Source organism: Streptomyces sp. URMC 123, from assembly GCF_051386515.1.
Classification (GTDB): Bacteria; Actinomycetota; Actinomycetes; order Streptomycetales; family Streptomycetaceae; genus Streptomyces.
This window is the reverse complement of the sequence record NZ_JBPQTV010000012.1, coordinates 22319-49089: the sequence shown is the minus strand read 5'-3', so window position 1 is coordinate 49089 and position 26771 is coordinate 22319. Positions and strand designations below refer to the sequence as shown.

The window sequence follows — 26771 nt, the reverse complement described above, 5'->3', positions numbered from 1 at the left end:
GGGCGTGGAGCGGGTGGGGCGGGTGGTGCGGCATCGGCCGGTCCTCGCAGCGTGATCCGGGGGCTTACGGGCGCCGCGGACGGGCAGGTCCCGCAGTCACCGTAGTGGGCGAGGGCGCCGGTCACGGTGTGGCGATCCACACACCTCGAACGGCGTCTGTTGTCCATTCCCTCCTTGGCCACGGCTGGTGCGGTAGGCGAGGATCTGACCCCATGGACCTGCTGAGCACGCTGGTGGAGAAGGGGCTGCGGCGCGAGTTGCCCACCCGGGACGAGGCACTCGCCGTACTGGCCACGTCGGACGACGACCTGCTGGATGTGGTGGCGGCGGCGGGCCGGGTCCGCCGCCAGTGGTTCGGCCGGCGGGTGAAGCTGAACTACCTGGTCAACCTGAAGTCGGGGCTGTGCCCCGAGGACTGCTCGTACTGTTCCCAGCGCCTGGGTTCCCGGGCCGAGATCCTCAAGTACACCTGGCTGAAGCCGGACGAGGCCGCCGAGGCCGCGCACGCCGGTGTGGCCGGCGGCGCCAAGCGCGTCTGCCTGGTGGCCAGCGGGCGCGGGCCGACGGACCGCGATGTGGACCGGGTCGGGAAGACCATCGAGGCGATCAAGTCGCGCCACGAGGACGTCGAGATCTGCGCCTGCCTCGGGCTGCTCTCGGAGGGCCAGGCCGAGCGGCTGCGGGCGGCCGGCGCCGACGCGTACAACCACAACCTGAACACCTCGGAAGCCACGTACGGCGACATCTGCACCACTCACGACTTCTCGGACCGGGTGTCGACCGTGCGCCAGGCCCGGACGGCCGGGCTGTCCCCGTGCTCCGGGCTGATCGCCGGCATGGGCGAGCGCGACGAGGACCTGGTCGACGTGGTCTTCGCACTGCGCGAGCTCGACCCCGACTCCGTCCCGGTCAACTTCCTCATCCCGTTCGAGGGCACCCCGCTGGCCAAGGAGTGGAACCTCACTCCGCAGCGCTGCCTGCGCATCCTCGCGATGGTGCGCTTCGTCTGCCCGGATGTGGAGGTGCGGCTCGCCGGTGGCCGGGAGGTGCATCTGCGCTCGATGCAGCCGCTGGCCCTGCACCTGGCCAACTCCATCTTCCTCGGCGACTATCTGACCAGCGAGGGCCAGGCGGGCAAGGCGGATCTGGAGATGATCGCCGACGCCGGGTTCGAGGTGGAGGGCGCGGGCACGACCACCCTGCCGCAGCACCGCGCGGACGCGCCGGCGGCCGGGGGCTGCGGTGGTGCGCAGGAGACGTCCGGCGGTTGTGGCTCCTCCGGCGCGGAGAGCGGATGCGGGGCGCACGCGGGTGACGCGGCCGGGGGCTGCGGCCCACAGGCCGCGCCCGGCCAGGCCCGTACGGACCTCGTCACCGTGCGCCGCAGAGGCGCCGGCACGGAGCTCGCCCCCAATGCCTGAACCACTGTCCACCACCGAGCTGCTCGCGCTGGACCGGGAGCACGTCTGGCACCCGTACGGCCCCATGCCGGGACGGCAGGAACCGCTGGTCGTGGCGTCGGCGAGCGGCGTACGGCTGCGGCCGGCCGAACCCGTGGCGGGCCGCACCGAACTGGTGGACGGCATGTCGTCCTGGTGGGCGGCCATCCACGGCTACAACCACCCGGTGCTCAACGACGCCGTCCGCGGGCAGCTGGAGCGCATGAGCCATGTGATGTTCGGCGGGCTCACCCACGAGCCCGCCGTGCGGCTCGCCGCCCGGCTGGTGGAGATCACCCCGGAACCGCTGCGGCATGTCTTCCTCGCCGACTCCGGATCGGTCTCGGTCGAGGTCGCGGTGAAGATGAGCCTGCAGTACTGGCGCTCCCTCGGCCGGCCCGCCAAGCGGCGGCTGCTGACCTGGCGCGGCGGCTACCACGGCGACACCTGGCAACCCATGGCCGTGTGCGACCCGGACGGCGGGATGCACCACCTGTGGTCGGGCGCGCTGCCCCGGCACGTCTTCGCGGACGCGCCGCCGGCCGGCTTCGACACCGAGCCGGACCCGGCCTACACCGCGCGTCTGCGCGAGCTGATCGCCCGTCACGCCCATGATCTGGCCGCGGTGATCGTCGAGCCGGTCGTGCAGGGCGCGGGCGGCATGCGGTTCCACCACCCCGGCCTGCTCCGGGTGCTGCGCGAGGCGTGCGACGAGCACGAGGTGCTGCTGATCCTCGACGAGATCGCCACCGGCTTCGGCCGCACCGGGGCGCTGTTCGCGGCGGACCACGCCGGGATTTCCCCCGATGTGATGTGTTTGGGCAAGGCGTTGACCGGCGGGTACCTCACGATGGCGGCGACGCTGTGCACCTCCCGGGTGGCCGAGGGCATCAGCTCCGGCGAGGTGCCGGTGCTCGCGCACGGCCCGACGTTCATGGGCAACCCGCTGGCCGCGGCGGTCGCGGGCGCGTCCATCGATCTGCTGCTGTCCCAGGACTGGCAGGCCGAGGTCAAGCGCGTCGAGGCGGGGCTCAGGGAGGGGCTCGCGGCCGCGGCGGAGCTGCCGGGGGTGCGCGATGTGCGGGTCCTGGGCGCGATCGGGGTCGTCCAGCTCGACCACGAGGTCGACATGGCCGCGGCCACCCGGGCGGCGGTGGGCGAGGGCGTCTGGCTCCGCCCGTTCCGCGATCTCGTCTACACCATGCCCCCGTACGTCACCGGTGACGAGGACGTGGCCCTCATCTGCGCCGCGGTGCGCGCCGCCGCGCGCGCCGGGTGACGTGCCCCGGGTGACGTGCCCCGGGAGGGGGACGGACGGAGATCGCGCCCCCAGGGGTGGCGCCTGTTGTCAGAATGGCTCGCCGAGCAGCCGGAGTGAGAGGAGTCGTCGATGCCGATGCTGGTGATCACGGGGACGGGCACGGAAGTCGGCAAGACCGTGACCACGGCCGCCGTCGCGGCCGGCGCACTGGCCCGCGGCATGTCGGTGGCCGTGCTCAAACCCGCGCAGACCGGCGTCGGTGAGGACGAGCGGGGTGATGCCACGGAGGTGGCGCGGCTCGCGGGCGCCGTGACCACGGTCGAGCTCGCCCGCTATCCGGACCCGCTGGCTCCGGCGACGGCCGCCCGCCGGGCCGGAATGGCGGTGCTGCGCCCGCGCGAGGTGGCGGAGGCGGCCGAGAAGCTGGCCGCGGACCACGATCTCGTCCTGGTCGAGGGCGCCGGCGGGCTGCTGGTGCGCTTCGACGAGCTGGGCACGACCATCGCGGACGCGGCGCGGCTGCTGTCCGCACCGGTGCTGCTCGTGGCGCCGGCGGGGCTGGGCACGCTCAACTCCACGGCGCTCACGGCGGAGGCGCTGGGCGCCCGCGGGCTGGAGTGCGCGGGCGTGGTGATCGGCAGCTGGCCCTCGGTCCCCGACCTGGCGGCGCGCTGCAACCTCACCGATCTGCCGGGCGCGGCCGGGGCGCCCCTGCTGGGCGCGCTGCCGCAGGGCGCCGGCCAGTTGCCCCCGGCGGAGTTCCGGGGGCGCGCGGCGAGTTGGCTGGCGCCACGGCTGTACGGGACGTGGGACGCGGAGGCGTTCAGCCGGGGCTACGACCCGGACGGCGCGGGGAGCTGAACGGCGGTGTGCGGCCCGCCGGGGCGCGGCCCGGGCAGTACCCCGGCAGGGCCCGTACGCTGATCGCATGCGCTTCTCCGTGTCCGAACTCGTCGTCGACTGCCGGGAACCCGCGTCGTTGGTCCGCTTCTGGGCCGCCCTGCTCGGCGGCACACCGGTGGACCGCGAGGCCGACTGGTCGTACGTCGATCCGCCGGGCTTCCGCCGGCTGGCGTTCCAGCGGGTGCCGGAGGCGAAGACGGTGAAGAACCGGCTCCATCTGGACCTGGACGTCGAGGATCTGACGGCCGCGACGGAGCGGGCGGAGGAGCTGGGGGCGATCCGCGTCGGCGCCCGGGTGACCGATGAGCAGGGCACGTTCCAGGTGCTGCTCGACCCGGAGGGCAACGAGTTCTGCCTCCTCGGGTAGGTCCTCGCTCCGGGACGAGTGCGCCCGGCCGCCCGGGTCAACCGGTGAGAAACCGCGTCCGCGCGGGCACACTCGCGGTAGCAGCCGGGGCCGTACTCCCGTGGCCGGGGCTCGACGACCGCCACCGCTGCCGGAAGGAGGCAGTGCGATGGGCGAGTCACGCAGGAGACTCGGCATTCCGCGGGACGCCGTGCACCGTACGCTTCTCGCCCGCTGGTACGCGTGGCTGAGCGCGCGGGTCGACGGGCCGGCCGGGATCGCGGCGCACCGCCGGGAGCTGCTGGCCGGTCTGTCCGGCCGGGTGATCGAGATCGGCGCGGGCAGCGGCCTGGGCTTCGCGCACTACCCCACCGCGGTCTCCGAGGTCGTGGCCATCGAACCGGAGCGCGTGCTGCGGAGGTTCGCCGTCGAGGCGGCGCTGCGGGCCGAGGTGCCGGTGGACGTGGTGCCGGGCTCGGCGGAGGCCCTGCCGGTCAAGAGCGAGGCGTTCGACGCGGCGGTGACCTCGATGGCGCTGTGCGGGGTACGGGACCTGCCGCGGGCCCTGGGCGAGCTGCGCCGGGTGCTGCGCCCGGGCGGCGAGCTGCGCTTCCTGGAGCCGGTGCGCTCCGAGGGCCGGCTGCTGGCCACGGCGCAGTGGGCCCTGGACCGTACGGTGCTGCCGTGGCTGCTGTGCGGCCTGCGCGCCGGCCGCGATCCGGTCGCGGCGCTGACGGCGGCCGGCTTCGAGGTGGAGGCGCGGTGCCGGCTGCGGGTGCCGTCCCGGCTTCCGCTGGTGCTGGGGGTGGCGCGGCGCCCCGTGGAGCCGAGCGAGCCGACGGTCCCGGTGGACCGCGCCGCGTAGGCCGCATACGCGCAGGGCCGCGCCGGGCGTCGTGGCCCGGGGCCTGAGGCCCCGGGCCCGGTGACCGGGGTGATCGGGATGATCCACAAGGCGCTGTCTAAATTCCCGGCCCCCTGGGCACCCGTCGAAAGGGGCCGTGGAAGCCGCGCGCCACCCGCGGTCCGCCCGCGGCCCACCCCGCCGTTTTTGCCGGTCCTTTACCATGGGGAGTCTCCGCACTCCCCGCCGTCCGAGTGCCCCAGTGAAAGGTGTGAGCGTCCGCCCATGGGCGAGCCTCCCAATAGCCGTTGTCGTGCGTGTCCCCCCGCCCTGTCCGACCATGGGGAGGGGGTGAACCGATGACGGAAGTGCTGCTCCTGGCGCTCTCCCTGCTGCTCACGCTGGTGTGCGGGGTCTTCGTCGCCGCCGAGTTCTCCCTGACCACCGTCGAGCGCGGCCAGCTGGAGCGCGCGGTGGCGGACGGCGAGCGGGGGGCGGACAGCGCCCTCAAGGCCGTGCGGACCCTCACCTTCCAGCTCTCCGGCGCCCAGCTCGGCATCACCGTGACCAACCTGGTCATCGGCATGCTGTCCAAGCCGTCGATCACCAAGCTGCTGAGCGGGCCGCTGGGCGCCGTCGGGGTGCCCCGCTCGGCGGTCGAGTCGCTGGCGCTGGTCCTGGGCACCGCCATCTCCACCGTCGTTCTGATGGTGGTCGGCGAGCTGGTGCCGAAGAACTGGGCGATCTCGCGGCCGCTGCCGGTCGCCCGGCGGGTGGCCACCGTGCAGCGCGGCTTCAGCGCGGCGTTCCGCCCGATGATCGGCCATCTCAACAGCACCGCGAACCGGACCGTCCGCCGGCTCGGGCTGGAGCCGGCGGAGGAGCTGGCCTCGGCCCGCGGCCCGCAGGAGCTGGTGGCCCTCGCCCGCCACTCGGCGAAGGAGGGGGCGCTGGAGGCGGACACCGCGGAGCTCTTCGTCCGCACGCTCAACCTCGCCGAGCTCACCGCGGAGAACGTGATGACGCCCCGCGTGCAGGTCATGGCGCTCGACGCGCAGGCCACCGCCGAGGACGTCGCCACCCTCACCCGCGCCACGGGCCTGTCGCGCTTCCCCGTCCACCGCGGTGGCCTCGACACCGTCGTCGGCACGGCGCACATCAAGGACGTGCTGGCCATACCCGCCGAGCTGCGGCCGCGCCGCCCGGTCACCGAGTTCATGCGCGAGCCCCTGTTCGTGCCCGAGTCGCTGACCGTGGACCGGCTGCTCGACCGGCTCTCGGCCAAGCGCAGCATGGCCGTGGTGATCGACGAGTACGGCGGCACGGCCGGCGTGGTCACCCTGGAGGACATCGTCGAGGAGGTCGTCGGCGAGGTGCGCGACGAGCACGATCCGCACGAGGCGCCGGACCTGGCGCCGGCGGGCGAGGACGCCGAGGGCCGGCGGATGTACGACGCGGAGGGCGCGGTCCGCACCGACCGGCTGGAGGAGATCGGACTGCGCGCGCCGGAGGGCCCGTACGAGACCGTGGCCGGCCTGGTCGCCACGGCGCTGGGCCGGATTCCGGGCGAGGGCGACACCGTCGAGGTGACGGGCTGGCGCATCGAGGTCACGGACGCCAGTGGGCACCGGGCGGCGCGCGTACGGCTGTACACGCCTCCGGTGGCCGGCGCCGAGCAGAGCGCGGAGGGCGTGCGATGATCGTCCTCCAGCTCTTCATCGGCGTCCTGACGCTGGTGGTCAACGCCTTCTTCGTGGCCGCGGAGTTCGCGCTGATCTCCGTGCGCCGCAGCCAGATCGAGCCGCGCGCGGACCAGGGCGACCGGCGGGCCCGCCGGGTGCTGTGGGCCCTGGAGCACCTCTCCCCCATGATGGCCACGGCGCAGCTCGGCATCACGCTGTGCACGCTGGTGCTCGGTGTGGTCGCCGAGCCGGCCATCGCCCACCTGCTGGAGCCGGTGTTCCACGCGGTGGGCGTGCCGCAGGGGCTGATCCACCCGATCTCCTTCGTGATCGCCCTGACGTTCGCCACCTACGCGCACATGCTCTTCGGCGAGATGGTGCCGAAGAACATCGCGCTGGCCGAGCCGGTCCGCTCGGCCCTGGCGCTGGGGCCGCCGATGGTGGCGCTCACCCGGGCGCTGCGGCCGGTCGTGTTCGCGGTGAACGCGTTCGCCAACGCCCTGCTCAAGCTGTTGCGGGTGGAGCCGCGGGACGAGGTGTCGGCGACCTTCTCGGACGACGAGCTGGCCCGGATGGTGTCCGACTCCAGCGAGGCGGGTCTGCTCGACGAGCGGGCCACCGAACGGCTGCACGACGCCCTGGAGCTGGGGCGCCGCCCGGTGCGGGACGTGGTGCTGCCGCTGGAGCGGGTGGTGTACGCGCGGCTGGGGGTGAGCCCCGAGCACCTGGAGCGGCTCTCCGCCCGGTCGGGCTTCTCGCGCTTCCCGGTCGTCGACGACGGGCGGCGCATCCTGGGGTATCTGCACGTCAAGGACGCGCTGGACGCGCGGCCCCGGGACCTGCCGTTCCCGCCCTCGGCGCTGCGGCCGATCGCGCGGGTGCGCTCGGCGACCCCGCTCGACGACGTACTGGCCGCCATGCGGGCCACGGGGACGCACATCGCCGCGGTGCTGGGCGAGGACGGCCGGCTGGCGGGCCTGGTCACGCTGGAGGACGTGCTGCGGCAGTTGGTGGGCCGGCCCGGCAGGGCTCAGCTCCGCGCGGCGCCGGCCTTCCCCTTCGCCGAAGCGCGGCGCGCCGGCGACTCCATCACCCCGGGCCCGCCCTTGGCCCCGATGCCCGAGGTGGCGAGGGCGGTGAGGACGGCGAGCAGCGCGGCCATGCCCGCGGTGGAGAGGGCCGCCTTCCAGTCGACGGAGATCAGATCCGTGGCGCCGGCGGTGAGTACGGCGGCGAGGGCCTGGGCGAAGGTGCGGATGGCCCGCTCGGCGGTGGCCTTCCAGAAGGCTGCGGTGAACATGGTCCGGCTCACTCTCGATCGACGGTCAGGCGGCCCCCGAGTTCCGCTGACCGCCGGGGCCGGTCCCGGCCCCGGGATACGGATATCGCGTCGGAGCACCGCGCGAACAGCCCTTCGTACCGAGCGAACAGCCTTTCGGCGTGACCCCGGAGCGGGCGACCTGCCGGCCCTCCGGGGTGACGTGTGCGGAGGCCGGCGCGTTGGCCGACTGTGAAGACGACATCCCGGGGCGCCGGCAGACGCCGCCGCCCGCTCGGCTCCCCCGCCCACGCGACCGGCTCCCCCCTCCGCGCAGGAACGCTTCCCCGGTCCCCGGAGGCCCCGATCTACACCGCGCTCGCCGAGTGCTGGGCCGCCGCGGGCCGCTCGGTCCCGGGCGTGCACGACCGCGAATGGGCCCGGCTCGTCTCCCTCCCGCCGTGGCCGGACGGATGAGCGGCCCGACGGGCGGCGGCGGTAGGATCGCGGGCGCCATGACGATAAATGCCCCATACACCGGTCCCGTCGCGCACGACTACGCCAGTCTGGTCGCGGTCGGCGACTCCTTCACCGAGGGCATGTCCGACCTCCGGCCCGACGGCACCTACCGGGGCTGGGCGGATCTGCTCGCGGCGCGGCTGGCGGCCCGTACGCCCGGCTTCCGGTACGCCAACCTCGCGGTGCGCGGCAAGCTCATCGGCCAGATCGTCGACGAGCAGGTGGGCCCGGCGGCGGCGCTGGGCGCCGATGTGGTGACGCTGGTGGGCGGGCTCAATGACGTGCTGCGGCCGAAGTGCGACGTGGCGCGGGTCTGCGACCGGCTCGAAGAGGCCGTGGAACGGCTGGCGCCGAGCTGCCGACAGCTCGTCCTGATGCGCAGCCCGGCCCGGCGCGGCCCGGTGGCGACCCGCTTCCTGCCCCGCATGGAGCGGCTCTTCGGGCACGTCGACGACCTGGCGGCCCGGCACGGCGCGGTGGTCGTCGACCTCTTCGGGGCACCGGTGCTGGGCGACCCCCGGCTGTGGGCGGACGACCGGCTGCATCTGAACGCCGAGGGGCACCGGCGGGTGGCCGAGGCCGTGTGGCAGGCGCTCGGTCTGGCCCCGGAGGAGGACTGGCCGGCCCCGCTGCCGGACGCGGTGCCCCCGGTCTGGTACGCCCGGCGGGCCGCGGATCTGCGCTTCGCCCGCCGCCATCTGCTGCCGTGGATCGGCCGCCGGCTGACCGGCCGCTCCTCCGGCGACGGCCGGACGGGCGCCCACGTCTGCGCCGAGCTGGGCGAGGCGTTCTGGGTGACGCCCGGGGAGGGCGAGGCGATCGGCTGTGTCACCCGGTGGCGGCGCCTGGACGGGGCCACCGGGCCGACGGAGCCGGGTGTTGCGGGACCGAGTGTTGCGGGGCCTGGCGTGACGAGGCCGGGCGTGACGAGGCCGGCCGCGCGGGACATGCCGGTGGAGAGCTCCCCGTAGCGGCCCCCGTGCAGTCCCCGTCTTTGGAGTTACGCACAAGGCCCGGCGCGGCCCGCTGTCGTGCGCTGTGCCAGGGCGGGGGGCTGGCCTGGGAGGACGCCCAGTAGACTCTGGTCGTGTGACTGCTGTGTCTGCGAAGCCTCGCATCCCGAACGTCCTGGCCGGCCGCTATGCCTCCGCGGAGCTCGCCGTCCTGTGGTCCCCCGAGTACAAGGTGACGCTGGAGCGGCGACTGTGGCTCGCCGTACTGCGCGCCCAGAAGGACCTCGGCATCGAGGTGCCCGAGCAGGCGCTGGCCGACTACGAGCGCGTTCTCGACCAGGTGGACCTCGCCTCGATCGCCGAGCGCGAGAAGGTCACCCGGCACGATGTGAAGGCCCGGATCGAGGAGTTCAACGCCCTGGCCGGGCACGAGCAGATCCACAAGGGCATGACCTCCCGGGACCTCACCGAGAACGTCGAGCAGCTCCAGATCCGCCTGTCGCTGGAGCTGGCGCGCGACCGTACGGTCGCCGTGCTGACCCGGCTGGGCGCGCTCGCGGCCGACCACGCCGAGCTGGTGATGGCGGGCCGCTCGCACAATGTGGCGGCGCAGGCCACCACCCTCGGCAAGCGGTTCGCGACCGCCGCCGACGAGCTGCTGGTGGCGTTCGGCCGGCTGGAGGACCTGCTGGCCCGCTACCCGCTGCGCGGCATCAGGGGCCCGGTCGGCACCGCCCAGGACATGCTGGACCTGCTGGGCGGCGGCGCCGAGGGCGCGGCCCGCCTCGCCGAGCTGGAGCAGCGCGTCGCCGGGCACCTCGGCTTCGGGCACGCCTTCACCTCCGTCGGCCAGGTCTACCCGCGCTCCCTGGACTACGACGTCGTCAGCGCCCTGGTGCAGCTCGCCGCCGCGCCGTCGTCGCTGGCCAAGACCATCCGGCTGATGGCCGGGCACGAGCTGGTGACCGAGGGCTTCAAGCCGGGCCAGGTCGGCTCCTCGGCGATGCCGCACAAGATGAACACCCGCTCCTGCGAGCGCGTCAACGGCCTGGCCGTGATCCTGCGGGGCTATGCCTCGATGGCCGGCGAGCTGGCCGGCGACCAGTGGAACGAGGGCGACGTCTCCTGCTCCGTGGTCCGCCGGGTCGCGCTGCCGGACGCGTTCTTCGCCTTCGACGGGCTGCTGGAGACCTTCCTGACGGTGCTCGACGAGTTCGGCGCCTTCCCCGCCGTGGTCGCCCGCGAGCTCGACCGCTATCTGCCGTTCCTGGCCACCACCAAGGTGCTGATGGGCGCGGTGCGGGCGGGCGTGGGCCGCGAGGTCGCGCACGAGGTCATCAAGGAGCACGCGGTCGCCTCCGCGCTGGCCATGCGCGAGCAGGGCGCCGAGCGCAACGAGCTGCTGGACCGGCTGGCGCGGGACGAGCGCATTCCGCTGGACCGGGCCGCGCTCGACGCGCTGATGGCCGACCGGCTGTCCTTCACGGGGGCCGCCGCCGACCAGGTGGCCGCCGTGGTCCGCCGGATCGAGGAGGTCGCGGAGCGCTACCCGGAGGCCGCGGCGTACAAGCCCGGCGCGATTCTCTGACGCCGGGGAGGGGGGCGCCCGGATGACACCGGAGGAGCTGGCGGCCGCGCGCGACCGCACCATCGAGGATGTGATCGCGGACGATCTGCGCGTGCTGTTCTGCGGCATCAACCCCGGACTGATGTCCGGGGCCACCGGGCACCACTTCGCCCGGCCCGGCAACCGCTTCTGGCCCGCCCTGCACGCCTCGGGGTTCACCCCGAGGCGGCTGAAGCCGGCCGAACAGCACGAACTGCTGCGCCACGGCCTGGGCATCACCAATGTGGCGGCCAGGACCACGGCCCGCGCGGACGAGCTCAGCGACGAGGAACTGCGCGAGGGCGGCCGGATACTGCGGGAGAAGGTGCTGCTGTACCGGCCGCGCTGGCTCGCGGTGGTCGGCATCACCGCGTACCGGGTCGCCTTCGCCGAGCGCGCGGCGCGGGTCGGCCCCCAGGAGGGGACGGTCGGCGACACCCGGATCTGGGTGCTGCCCAACCCGAGCGGCCTCAACGCGCACTGGTCGCCGACGGCACTCGCGGAGGAGTTCGCCCGGCTGCGCGAGGCCGCGGGGATACCCGACGCGCGCGACGCCTGAGCCGGGCGCGCGACGCCTGAACCGGGCGCCCGCCGCCCGTTCGCTCTCCCCCGCGCGTCGCGACCGGCGTTCGCCCCGCTCTTGGTGACCGGCGTCCCTCCACTGTTGGTGACCGGTGTTCCCCCTGCTCTTCGTGACCGGCGTTCCCCCTGCTCCCGGCGCTCGCCGCGGGTCGTTCAAACAGATACGATCCGCCACACACGCACAGCTAGTAGGGAGGCCGACGTTGGGGCGGCTCACCGGTGGGGACCCATCCCTGCTCCGACGGATCAACTCCGCGGTGGTGCTGTACGCCCTCCGCGACGGCGACTCCCCCACCCTGACCGATCTGGTGCAGGTGACCGGCCTGTCCCGGCCCACCGTCGAGGGTGTGGTCGAAGGGCTGATCGAGAGCGGCCTGGTCGTGGAGGCGCCCGCCGAGGAGGGCGAGGCGCGCCGCCAGGGCCGGCCGGCCCGGCGCTTCCGGTTCCGTACGGAGGCCGGGCACCTGCTCGGCATCGAGATCGGGCCGCACCGGGTCGCCGTACTGCTGTCCGACCTCAGTGGGCGGGTGACCGGCTCGGCCGTCCGGGAAGTGTCCGAGACCGCCTCGGCCGAGGAGCGCCTGGAGCGGGTCCGGGCCGCCGTAGCGGATCTGCTGCGCCGCGCCGGGGTGCCGCGCAGCTCGCTGCGGGCGGTCGGGGTCGGCACGCCCGGCATCGTGGAGGCGGACGGCACCGTACGGCTGGGCACCGCGCTGCCGGGGTGGACAGGACTGCCGCTGGGCGACCGGCTGCGGCGCTCGTTCCGCTGCCCCGTACTGGTGGAGAACGACGCCAACGCGGCGGTCGTGGCGGAGCACTGGAAGGGCGCGGGCATCGACTCCGACGACCTCGTCTTCGTGCTCGCCGGGCTCAGCCCCGGGGCCGGCTCGCTGATCAGCGGCCGGCTGCACCGGGGCTACGGGGGCGCGGCCGGCGAGATTGGGGCGCTGCACCTGCTGGGGCGCGAGGCGACGCCCGAGGAAGTGCTGTCCACGACCGGCGAGCCGCTGCACCCCCTGGACGAGACGGCGGTGGCGCGGGTCTTCGCGCTGGCCCGCGAGGGCGATCAGCGCGCCGGTGAGGCGGTGAATCGTTTCATCAAGCGGCTGGTGCACGATGTGGCCGCGCTGGTGCTCGCCCTGGACCCGGAGCTGGTGGTGGTGGGCGGCTGGGCCGCCGGGCTCGACGGGCTGCTGGACCCGCTCCGCGCCGAGCTGGCCCGCTACTGCCTGCGCCCGCCGCGGGTCGCGCTCTCCCTGCTGGGCGAGGCGGTGGTGGCCACGGGGGCGCTGCGGCTGGCCATGGACCATGTGGAGGAGCAGTTGTTCGCGGTGGAGGGGGTCACGGCGCGGCGGTGAGGTCTCGCGGCCCGGAGGCGGGGGGCTCCGGCGTACGGAGGTCTGTCGATCGCGCACACGTGAGGGCCGCCCCGGGGGTCGGGGCGGCCCTCACGTCCGGCGGGCGGGTCAGCGCGCGTACGCGCCGTCTCCCGTGGCGGCGAGCCGGGGGCTCTCGCCCTCGTCGAAGGTGAGGCGGCAGGTGTCGGCACGGTAGGTGGCGACGGCCACCGCGACCGTACGGCCGAGCGCGAAGTAACGGGTCGTCACCACGAGCACGGGCGCGCCCGGCAGGCGGTCGAGCTGCTTGGCGTCCTCGGCGCGCGCGGACCCCAGCTCGACGGCGCGGTCCTGGCCCTCCAGGTCCAGCCGCTGGAGCTCGCGCAGTACGGCGCGGACCCGGGCGGTGCCGCCCTGCACATCGGCGGTGACGCCGCCCGGCACCGCGGAGGTGGGCACGTAGAGGAGCTCGGCCGCCACCGGCTGGCCGCGCGTCATCCGGTTGCGGCGAACGATATGAACGGTTTCGTCCGGGCTCACGCCCAGAACGCGCGCGATCGCGGCCGGGGCGGTGCCCGCCTCGCAGTCCACGGGCTGCCAGGCGTCGCCCCCCGAGCCGGGCCAGCTGTGCCGCTCGGGGCCGACGGCGACACCCATCCGCGGCGGCGCGACGGTGGTGCCCACCCCACGGCGCCGCTGGAGCCTGCCCTCCAGCTCCAGCTGCTCCAGGGCCTGCCGGAGCGTGGCCCTGGCCACCCCGAAGCGGGCCGCGAGCTCACGCTCGTTGGGCAGCACCTCGCCCACGGAGAACTCCGAGTCGAGCGCGTCGCTGAGCACGGTCTTGAGGTGCCAGTACTTGGGCTCCGGCACCGTTTCGAGCTGCGTGGTCCCCACCCTGTCCTCCGCAATCACCATGTCCCCGACGGGACTTCCCCAGGGGGTTTTATTGCGCCCTTGTTTATTAAAGGTTCCTGCACTATCCCTGCGACCATATGGCCGCGCCCACCCTTGGTCAAGACCAATCCTCCCGCCGGGGGCGGGCCCGCGGGGGCGGCACGGCACAGCGTTCACACGACGTTGGCACGCGCGTACGCCAGGCCCCGGGGGTCGAGTACCGTCGCTGATCATCGAACGACCGGAGGAGCGGCGGCATGAGCGGCACGAGCGGGGCGGACGGCGTGCGGGCGGGGGACGACGGGCGAGCGGAGGATGGCGTACGGGCAGGGGATGGCGTACGGGCTCTGGGCGGGGCCGTGGGTGACGTACGGGCCGTGGACGGAGCCGCGGGGGCCGGGGCCGCCGCGGACGGGGCGCGGGTCACCGTGGTCACGGGCGGCGGCCGGGGCATCGGGGCCGCCGTGGCCGTACGGCTGGCCCGGGCCGGCCACCGGATCGCCATCGGCTACGAGCGGGCGCGGGACGCGGCGGAGCGGACCGCCGAGGAGGTCCGCGCGGCCGGTTCCGAGTGCGTCGTCGTGCGCCTGGACACCTCGGTGGAGGCGGAGGTCGACGCCCTGTTCGACACCGCGACGGAGAAGCTGGGCCGGGTCACCGGCCTGGTGAACAACGCGGGGATCACCGGCCCGCTCGGCCGGTTCGCCGAGACGTCGCCGGAGACGATACGACGGGTGCTGGACGTCAATGTGATGGGCGCGATGCTGTGCGCGCGGCGCGCGGTGCGGGAGATGTCCACCCGGTACGGCGGCGGGGGCGGGGCCATCGTCAACATCTCGTCGGCGGCGGCCACGACGGGCAGCCCGGGCGAGTACGTCCACTACGCCGCGGGCAAGGCGGCGGTGGACGCGCTGACCGTCGGACTGTCGAAGGAGCTGGCGGCGGAGGGCATCCGGGTGAACTCCGTGCAGCCGGGCATGGTGCTCACCGAGATCCACGCCGCGATGGGCGACCCGGAGCGGCCGTGGCGGGTCCGCGGCCGGGTCCCGATGGAACGCCCCGGCGAGGCCGAGGAGATCGCGGGCGCGGTGGCCTGGCTGCTCTCACCGGAGGCGTCCTACACGACAGGAGCGATCCTCCGCGTGGCGGGCGGGCTGTAAGCGGTTACGGGGCCGGCGGCACCGCCGGCCGGAACGGGGCGGCCGTTGGCGCGCGGGGCGGGGGGCGGTTACGCGGTCAGGGTCGCGAGTTTGTCCGGGTTGACCAGGAGGTGGACGCAGGTGATCAGCCCGTCGACCACGGTCAGGGAGACCACCGCGTCCGGCGTGCCGTCGGTGAGCAGCAGCGCCGCGGGCGCCCCGTTGATCTCCCGGAAGGCGACCTCCATGCCCGGCGGCGACTTGCGGGCGGCTCCGCAGAGGAACCGGCCCACGTGGTCGGCGCTCACCAGCACGCGCAGCGGCGCCTTGGCCTTGCCGCCGCTGTCGGCGACCAGGCGGACATCGGGGGCCAGCAGGTCGAGCAGCGCGCCGAGGTCGCCACCGGTGGCCGCGGCGAGGAACCGCTCCGTCAGGTTCCGCTGCTGGTCGGGGTCGACGGTGAAGCGCGGCTTGCGCTCGGCCACATGGCGCCTGGCCCGCCCGCCGAGCTGCCGCACGGCGGCCTCGCTGCGGTCCAGTACGGTCGCGATCTCACCGTACGGAAAGCCGAACGCCTCGCGCAGGACGAAGACGGCGCGCTCCAGGGGGGACAGGGATTCGAGGACGACCAGGACGGCGAGCGACACCGAGTCGGCCAGTACGGCACGGTCGGCGGCGTCGGGCACGGTGTCGGCGTACTCGGTGACGATCGGCTCCGGCAGCCAGGGACCGACGTAGGCCTCCTTGCGCGAACTCAGCTGGCGGAGACGGTCGATGGCGAGCCGGGTGGTGACCCGTACGAGATAGGCGCGGGGCTCGCGAACGGCCCCGCGGTCGGTGCCCGACCAGCGCAGCCACGCCTCCTGGACGACGTCCTCCGCATCGGCCACCCGGCCGAGCATGCGGTAGGCGACGCCGATCAGCAGAGGGCGGTGCGCCTCGAAGTCCCCGACCGCGGCATCGGCGGTCTCAGCGGTTTCACGTACGGCCACGCTCTCATCCCACCCGACGCACGGGCCCGTGTCCATGCGCGTTCGATGCGGCACGCGCCACATTCGGCGAGGGAGCGCGGCGATAGGCCGCCGAAGGCGGCGTGTGGGGAGGCGGGGGCGCGGGGCGCCGTGGGGCGGTGGCGGCGCCGTACGCTCCGGATGGCTTCACGCGCCCCCCGCGCGTCCCGACGGCGAGGAACACGATGATCGGTCATCTGCAGTGTGTGGTGCTGGACTGCCCCGACGCCCTGGCGCTCGCCCGGTTCTATGGCGCGCTCCTCGGCGGTGAGGTCAACCGACCGGACCCCCGGTGGTCGCTCGACGACGACTGGGCGACCCTGCACACCGACTCCGGCCAGGTGCTGGCCTTTCAGCGGGCGGCCGGCCACCGCCCGCCCCGGTGGGGCGACGTCGACCGCCCGCAGCAGTTCCACCTGGACGTCCAGGTGGACGATCTCGAACGGGCCCACGAGCGCGTCCTCGAGCTGGGAGCCACGTTGATCGACCGCGGCCCGCGGCCGAGCGCCTGGCGCGTCTACGCCGATCCGGCCGGCCACTTCTTCTGTCTGGTGCGCCACTGAAACCTTGCCCGGTGAGCCTCTTGAGGGATCTCAAGGCGCCGGGGGGCGCGGGGTGAAGACTGCGCGCCGCTTCACGCTCTCGCAACCACTTGCCAACTTGGAAAGTAATTGCGAATCTTGAATCGCACACCACGACGATCGGGGGAACCATGCAGGAACAAGCACGTGCCGTGGCGGCCTTGGAGCGGGCCGCCCACATGGAGGCGGCGGCGCGGCACGGCAGCCGCTGGCAGGCCCGCTATTTCGCCGCCTTCGCCGTCGGCCAGCTCCTTCTCGTGCCGCTGGCCCTGATGTGGCATTCACCGTTGAGCGGCGCCCTGTTCAGCGCGGGTGCGGCGGTGCTCGCCGGCGGGACCGGGGCCTACGCCTCTCGACAGCGGGTGCAGCAGGCCGGGTTCGCGGCCCTCCACCTGAAGGTGATCGGCGCCTGGACGGCGGCGTACGTCCTGTCCATAGGCCTGGGCGTCTCCGTCTTCGCCGATGACCCACGGTTCGCGGCGGTGGCGACGCTGGCCTGCGCGCTGCCCCCGGGCGCGGCGGCCTGGCGGGAAGCGCGGCGGACGGCGTAACGACGGTGCCGAAGAACACGCCCGGGGCCCACCCTCGGCACGCCCTGGCCCCCCTGCTCTCCTCCCCCGTGCGGCTGTCGATCGTCGCGGCGCTCGCGGCCTCGGGAAAGGCCGAGTTCGGCTTCGTCCGCGACCTCGTGGAGATCACCGACTCCGCCCTGTCGAAACAGGTGACCACCCTGGAGGAGGCCGGGCTGGTGTCGGTCACCAAGGGAGCGGTCGGCCGCCGGCCCCGCACCTGGCTGTCCCTCACCGACGAGGGCACCCGGACATACCGCCGGCACCTCAGCGCACTCCGGGCGATCGCCGAGGGCGACACCCTCGACCAGACACCTACCTGATTCAACCAAAATCGGTCCTTACATGACCGGAGGCGCCCTTAACCCATCGGTCACACACCGTTCGTGATCACGCAACACCGTTCCGCCACGGTGGAGCCATGACCGACGTGAAGACCGCCCGCAGTACGCGACGCCGCCCCCACCACTGGCGGCGCGACCTCGTCGAACTCGCCGCGATGTTCACGGCCGTGGCGGTCGCGGACGCGATCGCCAAGACAGTCGCCCACGGCCCGGACGGACCCGCGCTGCTGGTGGCCTCGGCCATCGCGCTGACCGGCACGGCCGCCTTCCACCTCTGGTGGTCGCACCGCCGGGGCCATGGGCCGCCGGGGGCGGCGGGGACGGCGGGAGAGCCGGGTGCCTCCGCTGCCTCCGCCCGGGGCACCGTGGCAGCGGCCACCGGCGGGGCGCGCCCCCCGGGGGTACGCGCCACCGCCGCCGAGCCGGGCGGCGCCGGGGAGGTCGCCGACCCGGGACGCGCCATGGACACCACCGCGACGGAACGCGCCGAGGACACCGCGCTGTGGCGGCTGCGCACGACCGTCCGGGACGAACCCGGCAGCCTGGCCCTGCTGTGCACCGCGCTCGCCCGCCATCGCGTGGACATCCTCACCCTCCAGACGCACCCCCTCTCCGATGGCACCGTGGACGAGTTCCTGGTGCGCGCCCCCGCCACGCTGCCAGCCGCGGAGCTCACCCGCGAGATCGCGGCCGCCGGCGGCACCGACACCTGGATCGAGCGGGCGGACGCCCATGACCTCGTGGACGCCCCCACCCGGGTGCTGAGCCTGGCCACCCGCACCGCGCTCGACGCGGCCGAGCTCCCGCTGGCCCTGCGCCAGTTGCTGGGCCGCTGCACCATCCGGTCCCGCCCCGCCGTCTCCGTGACCGGCAAACCGTTGGCCGACCCCGTTCCCGAGGAGGGTGAGCTGGCAGAGACGACCATGCGGCTGCGCGACCCGTCGGGCGGCACCATCACCATCGAACGGCCCTATCTCCCGTTCACCCCGGCCGAGTTCGCTCGCGCCCACGCCCTGGTCGCGCTGGACGCCCGGCTCGGTCCGCGGGTGCCGCGCGGCCGGGAGGTGACCACACTCCCCGAAGGCAACGAGATCACCGTCCGGCGGGCGGACATCAGGGATCTGGCGGCCGCGCGCGCCATGCACGAGCGCTGCTCCGCCGCGACGCTGGGGCTGCGGTACCACGGGCCGGTCGGGGACGCCGACCGCTATCTCCGCCATCTGCTCAGCCCGCGCTTCGGGCGGACGCTGACCGTGCAGACCGCGTCCGGCCGCCTGGTGGCCCTGGGCCATCTGCTGTGGGACGGCGACGAGACCGAGATCGCGCTGCTCGTCGAGGACGAGTGGCAGCGGCGGGGTGTGGGCTCGGAGCTGCTGCGCCGGTTGATCGCGCTCGCCGTCGAGACCGGGTGCGACAGCGTCTACGCCGTCACCCGGGCCGCCAACACCGGGATGGTGGCCGCCATGCGCGGCCTCGGACTCCCGCTGGACTATCAGATCGAGGAGGGCACCCTGGTCATCACCGCCCGCTTGGCCGCCGAGCCGGCCCGCACCGCCGATCCCGCCGGCGCCGCGCGCCCGTCCCTCGTTTCCGCCAAGCGGCCCCCGTGCTCGGAGGGTTGAGCTCCGTTTAAGCTGCCCGCGATGTCAGGCGCGTCCGGGCGTTATACGGATGACGCGGCACCCGGGCAGGCCCCAGGATGATGAACATGCCCGAAACCACGAACAGTCCGCTGCCCCGCCGCGTCGCCGATGAGTTCGTCGACGCGTACATCGAGCTCGACCCCGTCACCGGCACCTATTTCGGAGTGCCGGAGAGCGCGCCCCGGCTTCCCGACTTCTCCCCCGCCGGCGCGGAGGAGAGGGCCGCGCTCCTCCGCACCACCCTGGCCCGGCTGACCGAGGCCGAGTCCCGCCCGGGGGCGGACAGCGACGCCGAGCGCCGCTGCGCCCGCCTGCTGCGCGAGCGGCTGACGGCCGAGCTCGCCGTCCATGACGCGGACGAGGGACTGCGGGCGGTCAGCAACATCCACTCGCCGCTGCATCTGTCGCGCGAGGCGTTCAGCCTGATGCCGACGGACACCGAGGAGGACTGGGCCACCATCGCCACCCGGCTGCGCGCCCTGCCGGCCGCCCTCGCGGGCTATCGGGCCTCGCTCGCCGAGGGCCTCGCCCGCGGCCTGCCCGCCGGTCCGCGGCAGGTCACCACGGTGGTCGACCAGTTGGACACCATGCTGGGCGGCGCGGGCGAGAGCTGGTCGGGCCAGCTCACGGCCGACGGCCCGGAGCCGCTGCGCGCCGACCTCGACAAGGCCTCGGCCGTGGCCACCGGGGCGCTCGCCGAGCTGCGGGACTGGCTGCGCGACAGCTACGGCCCGGCGGTGGAGGGTGCGCCCGACACCGTGGGCAGGGAGCGCTACGCCCGCTGGTCCCGGTACTGGAACGGCACCGAGTTGGATCTCGACGAGGCGTACGCCTACGGGTGGTCGGAGTTCCACCGGCTGCTCGGGGAGATGCGGACCGAGGCGGAGAAGCTGCTGCCCGGCGCGACCTCCCCCTGGGAGGCGATGGCCCACCTCGCCGAGCACGGCACCCATGTCGAGGGCGTCGAGGAGACCCGGGTCTGGCTCCAGGAGCTGATGGACGAGGCCATCGAGGCGCTGGACGGCACCCACTTCGACCTCGCCGAGCGCGTCAAGCGCGTGGAGTCGAGGATCGCCCCGCCCGGGGGCGCCGCGGCGCCGTACTACACCGGGCCCTCGCTCGACTTCAGCCGCCCGGGCCAGACCTGGCTGCCCACCATGGGCATGACCCGCTTCCCCGTGCACGACCTGGTCTCCACCTGGTACCACGAGGGCGTGCCGGGCCACCACCTCCAGATCGCGCAGTGGACGCACGTGGCCGACCGGCTCTCCCGGTACCAGGTGACCCTCGGGCAGGTCAGCGCCAACTGCGAGGGCTGGGCGCTCTACGCCGAGCGCCTGATGGACGAGTTGGGCTTCCTCACCGACCCCGAGCGCAGGATCGGCTATCTGGACGCCCAGATGATGCGCGCCAACCGGGTCATCGTCGACATCGGCGTCCACCTGGGGCTGGAGATCCCCGCCGATTCGCCCTTCCACCCCGGCGAGCGCTGGACGCCCGCGCTGGGTCAGGAGTTCTTCGGCCTGCACAGCGGCCGCCCGGAGCACCACATCGAGAGCGAGATGACGCGCTACCTCGGCATGCCGGGGCAGGCCATCGGTTACAAGCTCGGCGAACGCGCCTGGCTCCAGGGCCGGGAGGCGGCTCGCGCGGCGCGCGGTGACGCGTTCGACGCCAAGGCATGGCACATGGCGGCGCTGTCCCAGGGGTCGCTGGGCCTGGACGACCTGGTGGACGAGCTGTCCCGGCTCTGAGCGCCGGCGCGGCACACGGGCCGTCCGCGGCATGCGGGCGGCCCTGGCCCGTACGCCGCCCCGGCCCGCGGGTGGCCCTGGCCCGCGGGCAGCCCCGGCCCGTAAGCGGCCCTGGCGCGTGGCCGGGGCCGCCCGCCGCGCTCGGAATGGACAATTCCCGGCCGCACTCTTGATGTGCCGTGGAATCCCCTGCTATTCATCCCCCATGACCGGCTATTCCCCCGACGCCACCGACTGGCGCATCCTCGATGTCCTCCAGCGGGACGGCCGCGTGAGCTTCGCCGAGCTGGCCCGCGCCGTGAGCATGTCGGCCAGCGCCGTCACCGAGCGGGTGCGGCGGCTGGAGGAGGCAGGGGTGATCTCCGGTTACGCGGCCGTGGTCTCCCACGAGCGGCTGGGCCGCCCCATCCTCGCCTTTGTTCGGCTGCGGTATCCGCACGGCAACGACAAGCCGTTCCACGACCTGCTCGGCACCACGCCCGAGATCCTGGAGGCACACCATGTCACGGGCGACGACTGCTTCGTCCTGAAGGTTGCCGCCCGGTCCATGAGCCATCTGGAGCAGGTGTCGGGCCGGATAGCGGGCCTGGGCGCGGTGACCACCAGCGTGGTCTACTCCTCACCCCTCTCCCACCGCCCCGTCAGCCGCTAGTAGCTCGTCCCGGCTCGCCGGCCGGGCAGCCGCTCCTCCGCGGCCGGGAGGGCCGTCACTCCCCCGGCAGTTCCACGATCACCAACGTGCCCCGGCTTCCGGGGCGGACCGCGTGTGCGGCTCCCGCCGCCACCATGAACAACTCGCCTGCCCGCACCGTCACCGGCAGGCCGTCCACCTCCAGCTCCAGCCGGCCGTCGAGGACCAGCAGAGCCTCGGCGGCCTCATGGCGCTCCTCCTCGACCGGCAGGCCGTCCATGCGCAGGACCTTCACGCAGGCCGGCCCCACCATGCCCAGCCTGCGAGAACTCCACGCCTCCGGCAGGCCGGCCGCCGTCGCCGCGAGGTCGACCGCACTCATGGCACACCCCTTCCCCGACCCGGTCGGTCGTGCCGAACGGGCCGCACACAAAGCTCAATGGATGCCCCGGAACCTACCTGACCAGGGGAAACGAGTGATCGACCGTTTGGCAAAGCCTGCCGCCGAGCGCCGGTCCGTCTTGCGTCGCTCGGGGCGGACCGCCGCCATCTCTGTACCTACTAGTATGTATAGTCGATGGACGTTCCCCTCCCTTCACTCGAGTCGAGGCGCCCACCGATATGCCACTTGTCCGCATTGACGCGCTGAGGGCCGACAGCGAGCGGCTCGACGCGCTCGGCCGCGCCGTCCACGACGCTCTGGGCGAGACGATCGGCTTTCCCCCGAACGATCTGTTCCAGGTGCTGACCAGCCACGACGGCGTCAACAGCACGCTCCGCTACGGCGATTACCCGAACGTGCGGCGCGACGACGGCGTCGTGTTCGTGACGATCACCATGCGTGCCGGGCGCACCCCCGCGCAGAAGCAGGCGCTGTACCGGCGCATCGCCGAACTCGCCGAGGAGTACGCGGACACCGAGCCCCGCAACGTCCTCGTATCGCTGATCGAGAACGCGTCGGCCGACTGGTCGTTCGGCCATGGAGTGGCGCAGTACGTCACCGCTTCCGGAGCGGCCCCGCCGGAAGCGCCGCCGACGCCGGACTCCGTCGGCTAGAGCAGCCCTCCGTGCCGGTGGTGGCGGACCGTCGAGCCCGCACGGTCCTTGACGATCTCCAGCCGCACCGGCACCCGCTGGCGCAGATCGGCGACATGGCTGACGATGCCGACCGTGCGGTCCCGCTCGCGCAGCGAGTCGAGCACGTCCAGCACCTCGTCGAGGGCCTGCTCGTCCAGGCTGCCGAAGCCCTCGTCGATGAAGAGCGTGTCCAGCCGCACCCCGCCGGCCTCGTCCGTGACGACATCGGCGAGCCCGAGCGCCAGCGCGAGCGAGGCGAAGAACGTCTCGCCGCCGGAGAGGCTTGCCGTGTCCCGCTCCGCGCCCGTCCAGGCGTCGACGACATGCAGCCCGAGGCCGAAGCGGCCCCGGCCGCCGCCCCGGGCGTCGGAGTGCACCAGGGTGTAGCGGCCGGAGGACATCCGGTGCAGCCGGGCGCTGGCCGCCGCCGCCACCTGCTCCAGCCGGGCCGCCAGCACATACGACTCCAGCCGCATCCGGTGCTCGTTCTCCGCCGAGGTGCCGGCCGCGAGGGCGGCCAGCCGTGCCACGCGCTCGTACTCCCGCCGCAGCGGCGCCAGGCCCACCGCGTCGGCCGTGGCCTGCGCGGAGAGCCGGGCGAGGTCCGCGCAGCGGGTGCGGGCGGCGGCTTCGGCGGCGGACGCCTCGCGCAGCCCGCGGGTGGCGGCCTCCACCCGCTCCTGGGCCCGTACCGGGTCGGCGGGCTCCAGCGCCGCCGCGGCGAGCGCGCGCTCGTCCGCCAGCACGGCCGCCACCGCCGCGCTCTCCGCCTGCCAGGCGTCGATCTCGCGCTGCGCCGCTCTGCGCTCGGTCTCGGGGAGGACCGCGTCCGCCGCCTCCCGCGGGGTGGTGAACCCGGCGCGGTAGGCCGCGTCGGCCAGGCGGGCGTCGGCCTCCTTGAGCCGCTGGGCGCTCTCTTCGGCGGTCCGGGACGCCTCGGCCGCCTCGGCCAGCACGGCCACCCGGTGCTCCAGCCGGGCCGCGCGCTCGGCGACGGTGGCGGCGTCGCCCCGGGCCGCCGCCACGTCCTTCTCCAGCGCGGACCGTTCCCGCAGCAGCGCCTCGCGGTGGGAGGCGCGGGCGGCGGCGCGCCGCTCGGCGGCGAGTTGCCCGGCCCGGCGGCGCTCGTGCTCGCGCTCGGCGTGGGCCAGGGCCTCGCGGGCGGCGTGCAGGTCACCGGCGGCGGCGCGCGCCTCGGCGTGCTCCCGCCTCAGGGCCTCGGTGATCAGCGCCAGTTCGGCGGTGGTGGCCTCCCCCGCTTCGGCCGCGGCGGCGGCCAGGGCCTCCCGTACCGCGCCCAGCCGCCGCTCGGCCTCCTGCCGGGCGCGCTCGGCGTCCTGGTGATCGGCGAGCGCGCCCTCCTCGGCGGCCCGGTCGACGTGGCCGGCGCCGGGGTGCGCGGGCGCCGGGTGCTCGGTGGCGCCGCACACCGCACAGGGCTCGCCGGCGGTCAGCCGGGCCGCCAGCTCCGCCGCGATCCCGCGCAGCCGGCGCTCCTTGAGGTCGAGCCACAGCTCGTGCGCGGCCGCGGCGTCCTCCCGCGCCCGCAGCAGCCGCTCCTGGGCCGCCTCGGCCTCGGCGCCGAGCCGGTCGCGGCGGCGGGCCGCCGCCAGCCGGCGCTCGGCGGGTTCCACGCGGCCCGCGAGGTGCTCGGCGCGGGCGGCGGCCTCCTGCGCCGCTTCGACGCGCCGCTGGTGGTCGGCGCGGGCGTCCTCCCACTCGGCCAGCCAGCGGCCGGTCTCGGCGAGGACGTCGTCGTCGGCGACGGCCTCGCGGTCGAGGCGGTCGCACTCCGCGGCGATGGCGGCGGCCCGCCGTTCGGCCCGCTCGGCGGCGGCCAGCCCGCCGAGCTCCTGGCGGGCGGCACGCTCCAGGGCGGCCAGCGCCTCGGCGCCGGCGTCGGCGAGGTCGGCCGGGAGCCGTTCGGCGGCGCGCCGCCGGGCGGCGACGGCGGCGTGGTGCTCCCGCTCGGCGGCGTCCCGCAGGTCGAGCGCGGGGGCCACGGCGTCGGCGGCCCGGCCCCGGTCCAGGCGGGCGCGCAGCTCGTCCAGCGCGGGGCGCCGCTCCTCCAGTACGGCGGCCCGGCGGCGCGCCTCGGCGTGCCGCTGCTGGAGGCGGGCCCGTTCGCGTACGGCGTCGGCGTGCCGCTGGGCGGCGCGGTGGGCCTCCTCGGCGGCGCGGACGGCCACGGCGGCGATGTCCAGGCGCTCCCGGGCGCCGGCGCGGGCGACGGCCGCCCACTCCAGCACGGCGGCGGCCAGGCCCGGTTCGCCGGGGGTGTGCTCGGGCAGGGGGCGGTGGCGCAGATCCGCGCTGTCGCCGGCGGCCTGGGCCATCCGGTGGGCCAGGGCCAGCAGCCGGTCGTCGCCGGCGGCCACCCGCTTCTCGGCGGTGCGCCGCAGGTCGTTGAGGCGGTCCTCGACGGCGGCGAACCGCCGGGTGTCGAAGAGCCGGCCCAAAAGCTTGCCGCGGGCCTCGGCGTCGGCCCGCAGAAAGCGCGCGAAGTCGCCCTGCGGCAGGAGCACGACCTGGCAGAACTGCTCCTTGCTCATGCCCAGGAGCCGGTCGATCTCGTCAGCCGTCTCCTTGTGGGAGCGGCTGAGCGACTTCCAGGCGCCGGTGCCGGTGCCGGTCCCGGCGGAGGCTTCGCCGCCCGACCCGCCGGAGCCGCCCGCAACGGCCGAGCCACCGGAGCCGCTCGCGGACACCGCCGCCCCACCGCTCCCCGGGCCCGCCCCACCGCTCGCGGACACCGAGCCGCCCGTGCCGGCCGCGGCGGCGGGCCCGCACACGTACTCGCTCAGCCAGGTCTGCGCCTTGTCGCGGGTGTATCCGCTGCCCTTCTTCTTGGGGCGCGGCTGTTCCGGGCGGCGGGTGATCCGCAGCCTGCGGCCGCCGACCGTGAAGTCGAGCACGACCTCGGTGGGGGTGCTCGGATCGGCGTGGTCGCTGCGCAGCGACTGGCCGCCCTGGCGGGCCCCGGGGACGCTGCCGTACAGGGCGTAGCAGACGGCGTCGAGCACGGAGGTCTTGCCGGCGCCGGTGGGCCCGTGGAGCAGGAAGAGCCCGGCGGCCGAGAGCTCGTCGAAGTCGACGGTGACGCGTGCGGCGAACGGCCCGAAGGCGGCGATCTCCAGCCGGTGCAGCCTCATCGGTCGACCTCGCGCAGGGCGTCCTCGGTGCGTACGTTCTCCAGGGCCTCGCGCAGGACGGTCCGCTCGCGCTCGTCGGGGCCGCTGCCGCCGCGCACATGGCGCACGAAGTCCTCGGCGATCTGCTGGTCGGTGCGGCCCTTCAGCCGCTGGGCGTAGGAGGCGAGGGGGTCCTCGGGGACCCGGTCCGGCTCGAAGAGCAGGCTGAGCACATGGGGGAAGCGCCGGGAGAGCCGGGCCATCGGCTCGTGGGGGCGCGCGGGGTCGGTGAGGGTGACCTCCAGCCAGGACTCCTCGTGCGCGGTGAGCGCGGGGTCCGCCAGGAGGTCGTCGAGGCGCCCGCGCAGCCGGGCGAGCGGCCGGGGCACGGGGCAGTCGATCCGCTCGGCGGTCAGCGCCCCGCCGGCGCCGAGGTCGACGACCCACATGCTCTTGCGGTGGTGGACCTCGGAGAAGGAGTACGCGAGGGGCGAGCCGGCGTAGCGAATCCGCTCGGTGATCGTCTGGCAGCCGTGGAGATGGCCGAGCGCGGCGTAGTCGACGCCGTCGAAGATGCCGGCGGGCACGGCGGCGACGCCTCCGACGGTGATGTCGCGCTCGCTGTCGCTGGCCGTGCCGCCGGTGACGAAGGCGTGGGCGAGGACGACGGAGCGGGTGCCGGCGGGGCGGGTCGCGAGGTCGGCCCGCACCCGGTCCATGGCGGCGGAGAGCACCGCCGCGTGGTCGGCGCGGCGTGCGCCCAGGGCCTCGCCGACCAGGGCGGGCTCCAGATACGGCAGCCCGTAGAGGGCGACCTCGCCGTGCTCGTCGGTGAGGACGACCGGAATGGCGCAGCGGGCCGGGTCGGTGCGCAGATGGATGCCGGCCCGCTCCATGAGGCCGGCGCCGACGCCCAGCCGACGGGCCGAGTCGTGGTTCCCGGAAATCATGACGGTGGGCACGCCGAGGTCGGCGAGCCGGTGCAGCGCGCTGTCGTAGAGCTCGACGGCGGCGAGCGACGGCACGGCGCGGTCGTACACGTCCCCGGCGACGAGCACCGCGTCGATCCGCTGGTCGCGCACGACGTCGACGAGGTGATCGAGGAAGGCGGCCTGGGCGGACAGCAGGTTCACTCGGTGGAACGACCGCCCCAGATGCCAGTCGGAGGTGTGCAGAAGTCTCACGCGACGACTCCGACCCGCATGTTCTCCCTTTCTCCGCCCCTCGGCCCGGCGCCCGGTCCGGCACCTGGGCCGGCGTCGGGCGCC

At 74.6% G+C, this 26771-nt stretch carries 24 protein-coding genes and 1 pseudogene; 19 read left to right on the top strand and 6 right to left on the bottom strand.

The window, feature by feature from the left end:
- Positions 1–212: 212 nt before the first annotated feature.
- From bioB to ACSNOD_RS03520, 7 genes and pseudogenes are all read left to right on the top strand, one after another.
- Positions 213–1421 (top strand): biotin synthase BioB, encoded by a 1209-nt coding sequence (bioB, locus tag ACSNOD_RS03550; protein WP_436765226.1) that lies wholly within the window; start codon positions 213–215, stop codon positions 1419–1421.
- Complete coding sequence (locus ACSNOD_RS03545; protein WP_436765225.1) at positions 1414–2718, top strand: adenosylmethionine--8-amino-7-oxononanoate transaminase; 1305 nt, start codon at positions 1414–1416, stop codon at positions 2716–2718. The genes bioB and ACSNOD_RS03545 overlap by 8 nt, the downstream gene beginning before the upstream one ends.
- Before the next feature lie 111 nt (positions 2719–2829).
- Positions 2830–3561: a dethiobiotin synthase gene (gene bioD, locus ACSNOD_RS03540; protein ID WP_436765224.1), complete on the top strand. Its 732-nt coding sequence runs from the start codon at positions 2830–2832 to the stop codon at positions 3559–3561.
- A gap of 67 nt (positions 3562–3628) precedes the next feature.
- Complete coding sequence (locus tag ACSNOD_RS03535) at positions 3629–3970, top strand: VOC family protein (protein ID WP_436765223.1); 342 nt, start codon at positions 3629–3631, stop codon at positions 3968–3970.
- A gap of 148 nt (positions 3971–4118) precedes the next feature.
- The gene (locus ACSNOD_RS03530; RefSeq protein WP_436765222.1) at positions 4119–4814 is read left to right on the top strand and encodes a class I SAM-dependent methyltransferase; all 696 of its coding nucleotides are present in this window, start codon (positions 4119–4121) and stop codon (positions 4812–4814) included.
- A gap of 338 nt (positions 4815–5152) precedes the next feature.
- Positions 5153–6493, top strand: a complete 1341-nt coding sequence (locus ACSNOD_RS03525) for a hemolysin family protein (RefSeq protein ID WP_436765221.1) — start codon at positions 5153–5155, stop codon at positions 6491–6493.
- Positions 6490–7497: pseudogene (locus ACSNOD_RS03520) on the top strand (hemolysin family protein); the annotation flags it as partial. The gene ACSNOD_RS03525 and the pseudogene ACSNOD_RS03520, both read left to right, overlap by 4 nt.
- Before the next feature lie 8 nt (positions 7498–7505).
- Here ACSNOD_RS03520 and ACSNOD_RS03515 read toward each other — a convergent pair.
- Positions 7506–7775, bottom strand: a complete 270-nt coding sequence (locus tag ACSNOD_RS03515; RefSeq protein ID WP_436765231.1) for a holin — start codon at positions 7773–7775, stop codon at positions 7506–7508.
- Between the two features lie 473 nt (positions 7776–8248).
- Between ACSNOD_RS03515 and ACSNOD_RS03510 the strand changes: the two genes are divergently transcribed.
- The 4 genes from ACSNOD_RS03510 to ACSNOD_RS03495 all read left to right on the top strand — a co-directional run bounded on the left by ACSNOD_RS03510 (position 8249) and on the right by ACSNOD_RS03495 (position 12751).
- Positions 8249–9223 (top strand): SGNH/GDSL hydrolase family protein, encoded by a 975-nt coding sequence (locus ACSNOD_RS03510; protein ID WP_436765220.1) that lies wholly within the window; start codon positions 8249–8251, stop codon positions 9221–9223.
- 127 nt (positions 9224–9350) lie between these two features.
- Positions 9351–10793 carry an adenylosuccinate lyase gene (gene purB, locus ACSNOD_RS03505; protein ID WP_436765230.1) on the top strand — a complete coding sequence of 481 codons (1443 nt, stop codon included), beginning with the start codon at positions 9351–9353 and terminating at the stop codon, positions 10791–10793.
- 22 nt (positions 10794–10815) lie between these two features.
- Positions 10816–11370: a G/U mismatch-specific DNA glycosylase gene (gene mug, locus ACSNOD_RS03500; RefSeq protein WP_436765219.1), complete on the top strand. Its 555-nt coding sequence runs from the start codon at positions 10816–10818 to the stop codon at positions 11368–11370.
- 226 nt (positions 11371–11596) lie between these two features.
- The gene (locus ACSNOD_RS03495; RefSeq protein WP_436765218.1) at positions 11597–12751 is read left to right on the top strand and encodes an ROK family transcriptional regulator; all 1155 of its coding nucleotides are present in this window, start codon (positions 11597–11599) and stop codon (positions 12749–12751) included.
- A gap of 108 nt (positions 12752–12859) precedes the next feature.
- On the opposite strand, the gene ACSNOD_RS03490 is transcribed toward ACSNOD_RS03495, so the two are convergent.
- Positions 12860–13624 carry a GntR family transcriptional regulator gene (locus ACSNOD_RS03490; RefSeq protein ID WP_436765229.1) on the bottom strand — a complete coding sequence of 255 codons (765 nt, stop codon included), beginning with the start codon at positions 13622–13624 and terminating at the stop codon, positions 12860–12862.
- Positions 13625–13881: 257 nt separating this feature from the next.
- On the opposite strand from ACSNOD_RS03490, the gene ACSNOD_RS03485 reads away from it, so the two are divergent.
- Positions 13882–14784, top strand: a complete 903-nt coding sequence (locus tag ACSNOD_RS03485) for an SDR family oxidoreductase (protein ID WP_436765217.1) — start codon at positions 13882–13884, stop codon at positions 14782–14784.
- A gap of 68 nt (positions 14785–14852) precedes the next feature.
- Here the strand turns inward: ACSNOD_RS03485 and ACSNOD_RS03480 are convergent, their stop codons facing one another.
- On the bottom strand, positions 14853–15791 hold the full coding sequence (locus ACSNOD_RS03480) for an RNA polymerase sigma-70 factor (protein ID WP_436765216.1): 939 nt from the start codon (positions 15789–15791) through the stop codon (positions 14853–14855).
- Positions 15792–15958: 167 nt separating this feature from the next.
- On the opposite strand from ACSNOD_RS03480, the gene ACSNOD_RS03475 reads away from it, so the two are divergent.
- The 6 genes from ACSNOD_RS03475 to ACSNOD_RS03450 all read left to right on the top strand — a co-directional run bounded on the left by ACSNOD_RS03475 (position 15959) and on the right by ACSNOD_RS03450 (position 21316).
- Positions 15959–16336: a VOC family protein gene (locus ACSNOD_RS03475; RefSeq protein WP_436765215.1), complete on the top strand. Its 378-nt coding sequence runs from the start codon at positions 15959–15961 to the stop codon at positions 16334–16336.
- Positions 16337–16485: 149 nt separating this feature from the next.
- Positions 16486–16905 (top strand): hypothetical protein, encoded by a 420-nt coding sequence (locus ACSNOD_RS03470; RefSeq protein WP_436765214.1) that lies wholly within the window; start codon positions 16486–16488, stop codon positions 16903–16905.
- Positions 16906–16910: 5 nt separating this feature from the next.
- Positions 16911–17246 (top strand): winged helix-turn-helix domain-containing protein, encoded by a 336-nt coding sequence (locus tag ACSNOD_RS03465; RefSeq protein WP_436765213.1) that lies wholly within the window; start codon positions 16911–16913, stop codon positions 17244–17246.
- A 98-nt stretch (positions 17247–17344) separates the two neighbouring features.
- Positions 17345–18889, top strand: coding sequence for a GNAT family N-acetyltransferase (locus ACSNOD_RS03460; protein WP_436765212.1), 1545 nt, complete (start codon positions 17345–17347; stop codon positions 18887–18889).
- 86 nt (positions 18890–18975) lie between these two features.
- Positions 18976–20664 (top strand): DUF885 domain-containing protein, encoded by a 1689-nt coding sequence (locus ACSNOD_RS03455; RefSeq protein WP_436765211.1) that lies wholly within the window; start codon positions 18976–18978, stop codon positions 20662–20664.
- A 205-nt stretch (positions 20665–20869) separates the two neighbouring features.
- Entirely contained in the window at positions 20870–21316 is a 447-nt protein-coding gene (locus tag ACSNOD_RS03450; RefSeq protein ID WP_436765210.1) for an Lrp/AsnC family transcriptional regulator, read from the top strand.
- Between the two features lie 55 nt (positions 21317–21371).
- Here ACSNOD_RS03450 and ACSNOD_RS03445 read toward each other — a convergent pair whose 3' ends face one another.
- Complete coding sequence (locus ACSNOD_RS03445; RefSeq protein ID WP_436765209.1) at positions 21372–21677, bottom strand: cupin domain-containing protein; 306 nt, start codon at positions 21675–21677, stop codon at positions 21372–21374.
- A 239-nt stretch (positions 21678–21916) separates the two neighbouring features.
- Here ACSNOD_RS03445 and ACSNOD_RS03440 point away from each other — a divergent pair, with 239 nt between their 5' ends.
- Positions 21917–22351, top strand: a complete 435-nt coding sequence (locus tag ACSNOD_RS03440; protein WP_436765208.1) for a tautomerase family protein — start codon at positions 21917–21919, stop codon at positions 22349–22351.
- Here ACSNOD_RS03440 and ACSNOD_RS03435 read toward each other — a convergent pair.
- Positions 22348–25524, bottom strand: a complete 3177-nt coding sequence (locus ACSNOD_RS03435) for an AAA family ATPase (RefSeq protein WP_436765207.1) — start codon at positions 25522–25524, stop codon at positions 22348–22350. The two genes, ACSNOD_RS03440 and ACSNOD_RS03435, sit on opposite strands and share 4 nt — an antisense overlap.
- Positions 25521–26687, bottom strand: coding sequence for an exonuclease SbcCD subunit D (locus tag ACSNOD_RS03430; protein WP_436765206.1), 1167 nt, complete (start codon positions 26685–26687; stop codon positions 25521–25523). Before ACSNOD_RS03430 ends, ACSNOD_RS03435 begins: the two co-directional genes overlap by 4 nt.
- Between the last annotated feature and the right edge of the window lie 84 nt (positions 26688–26771).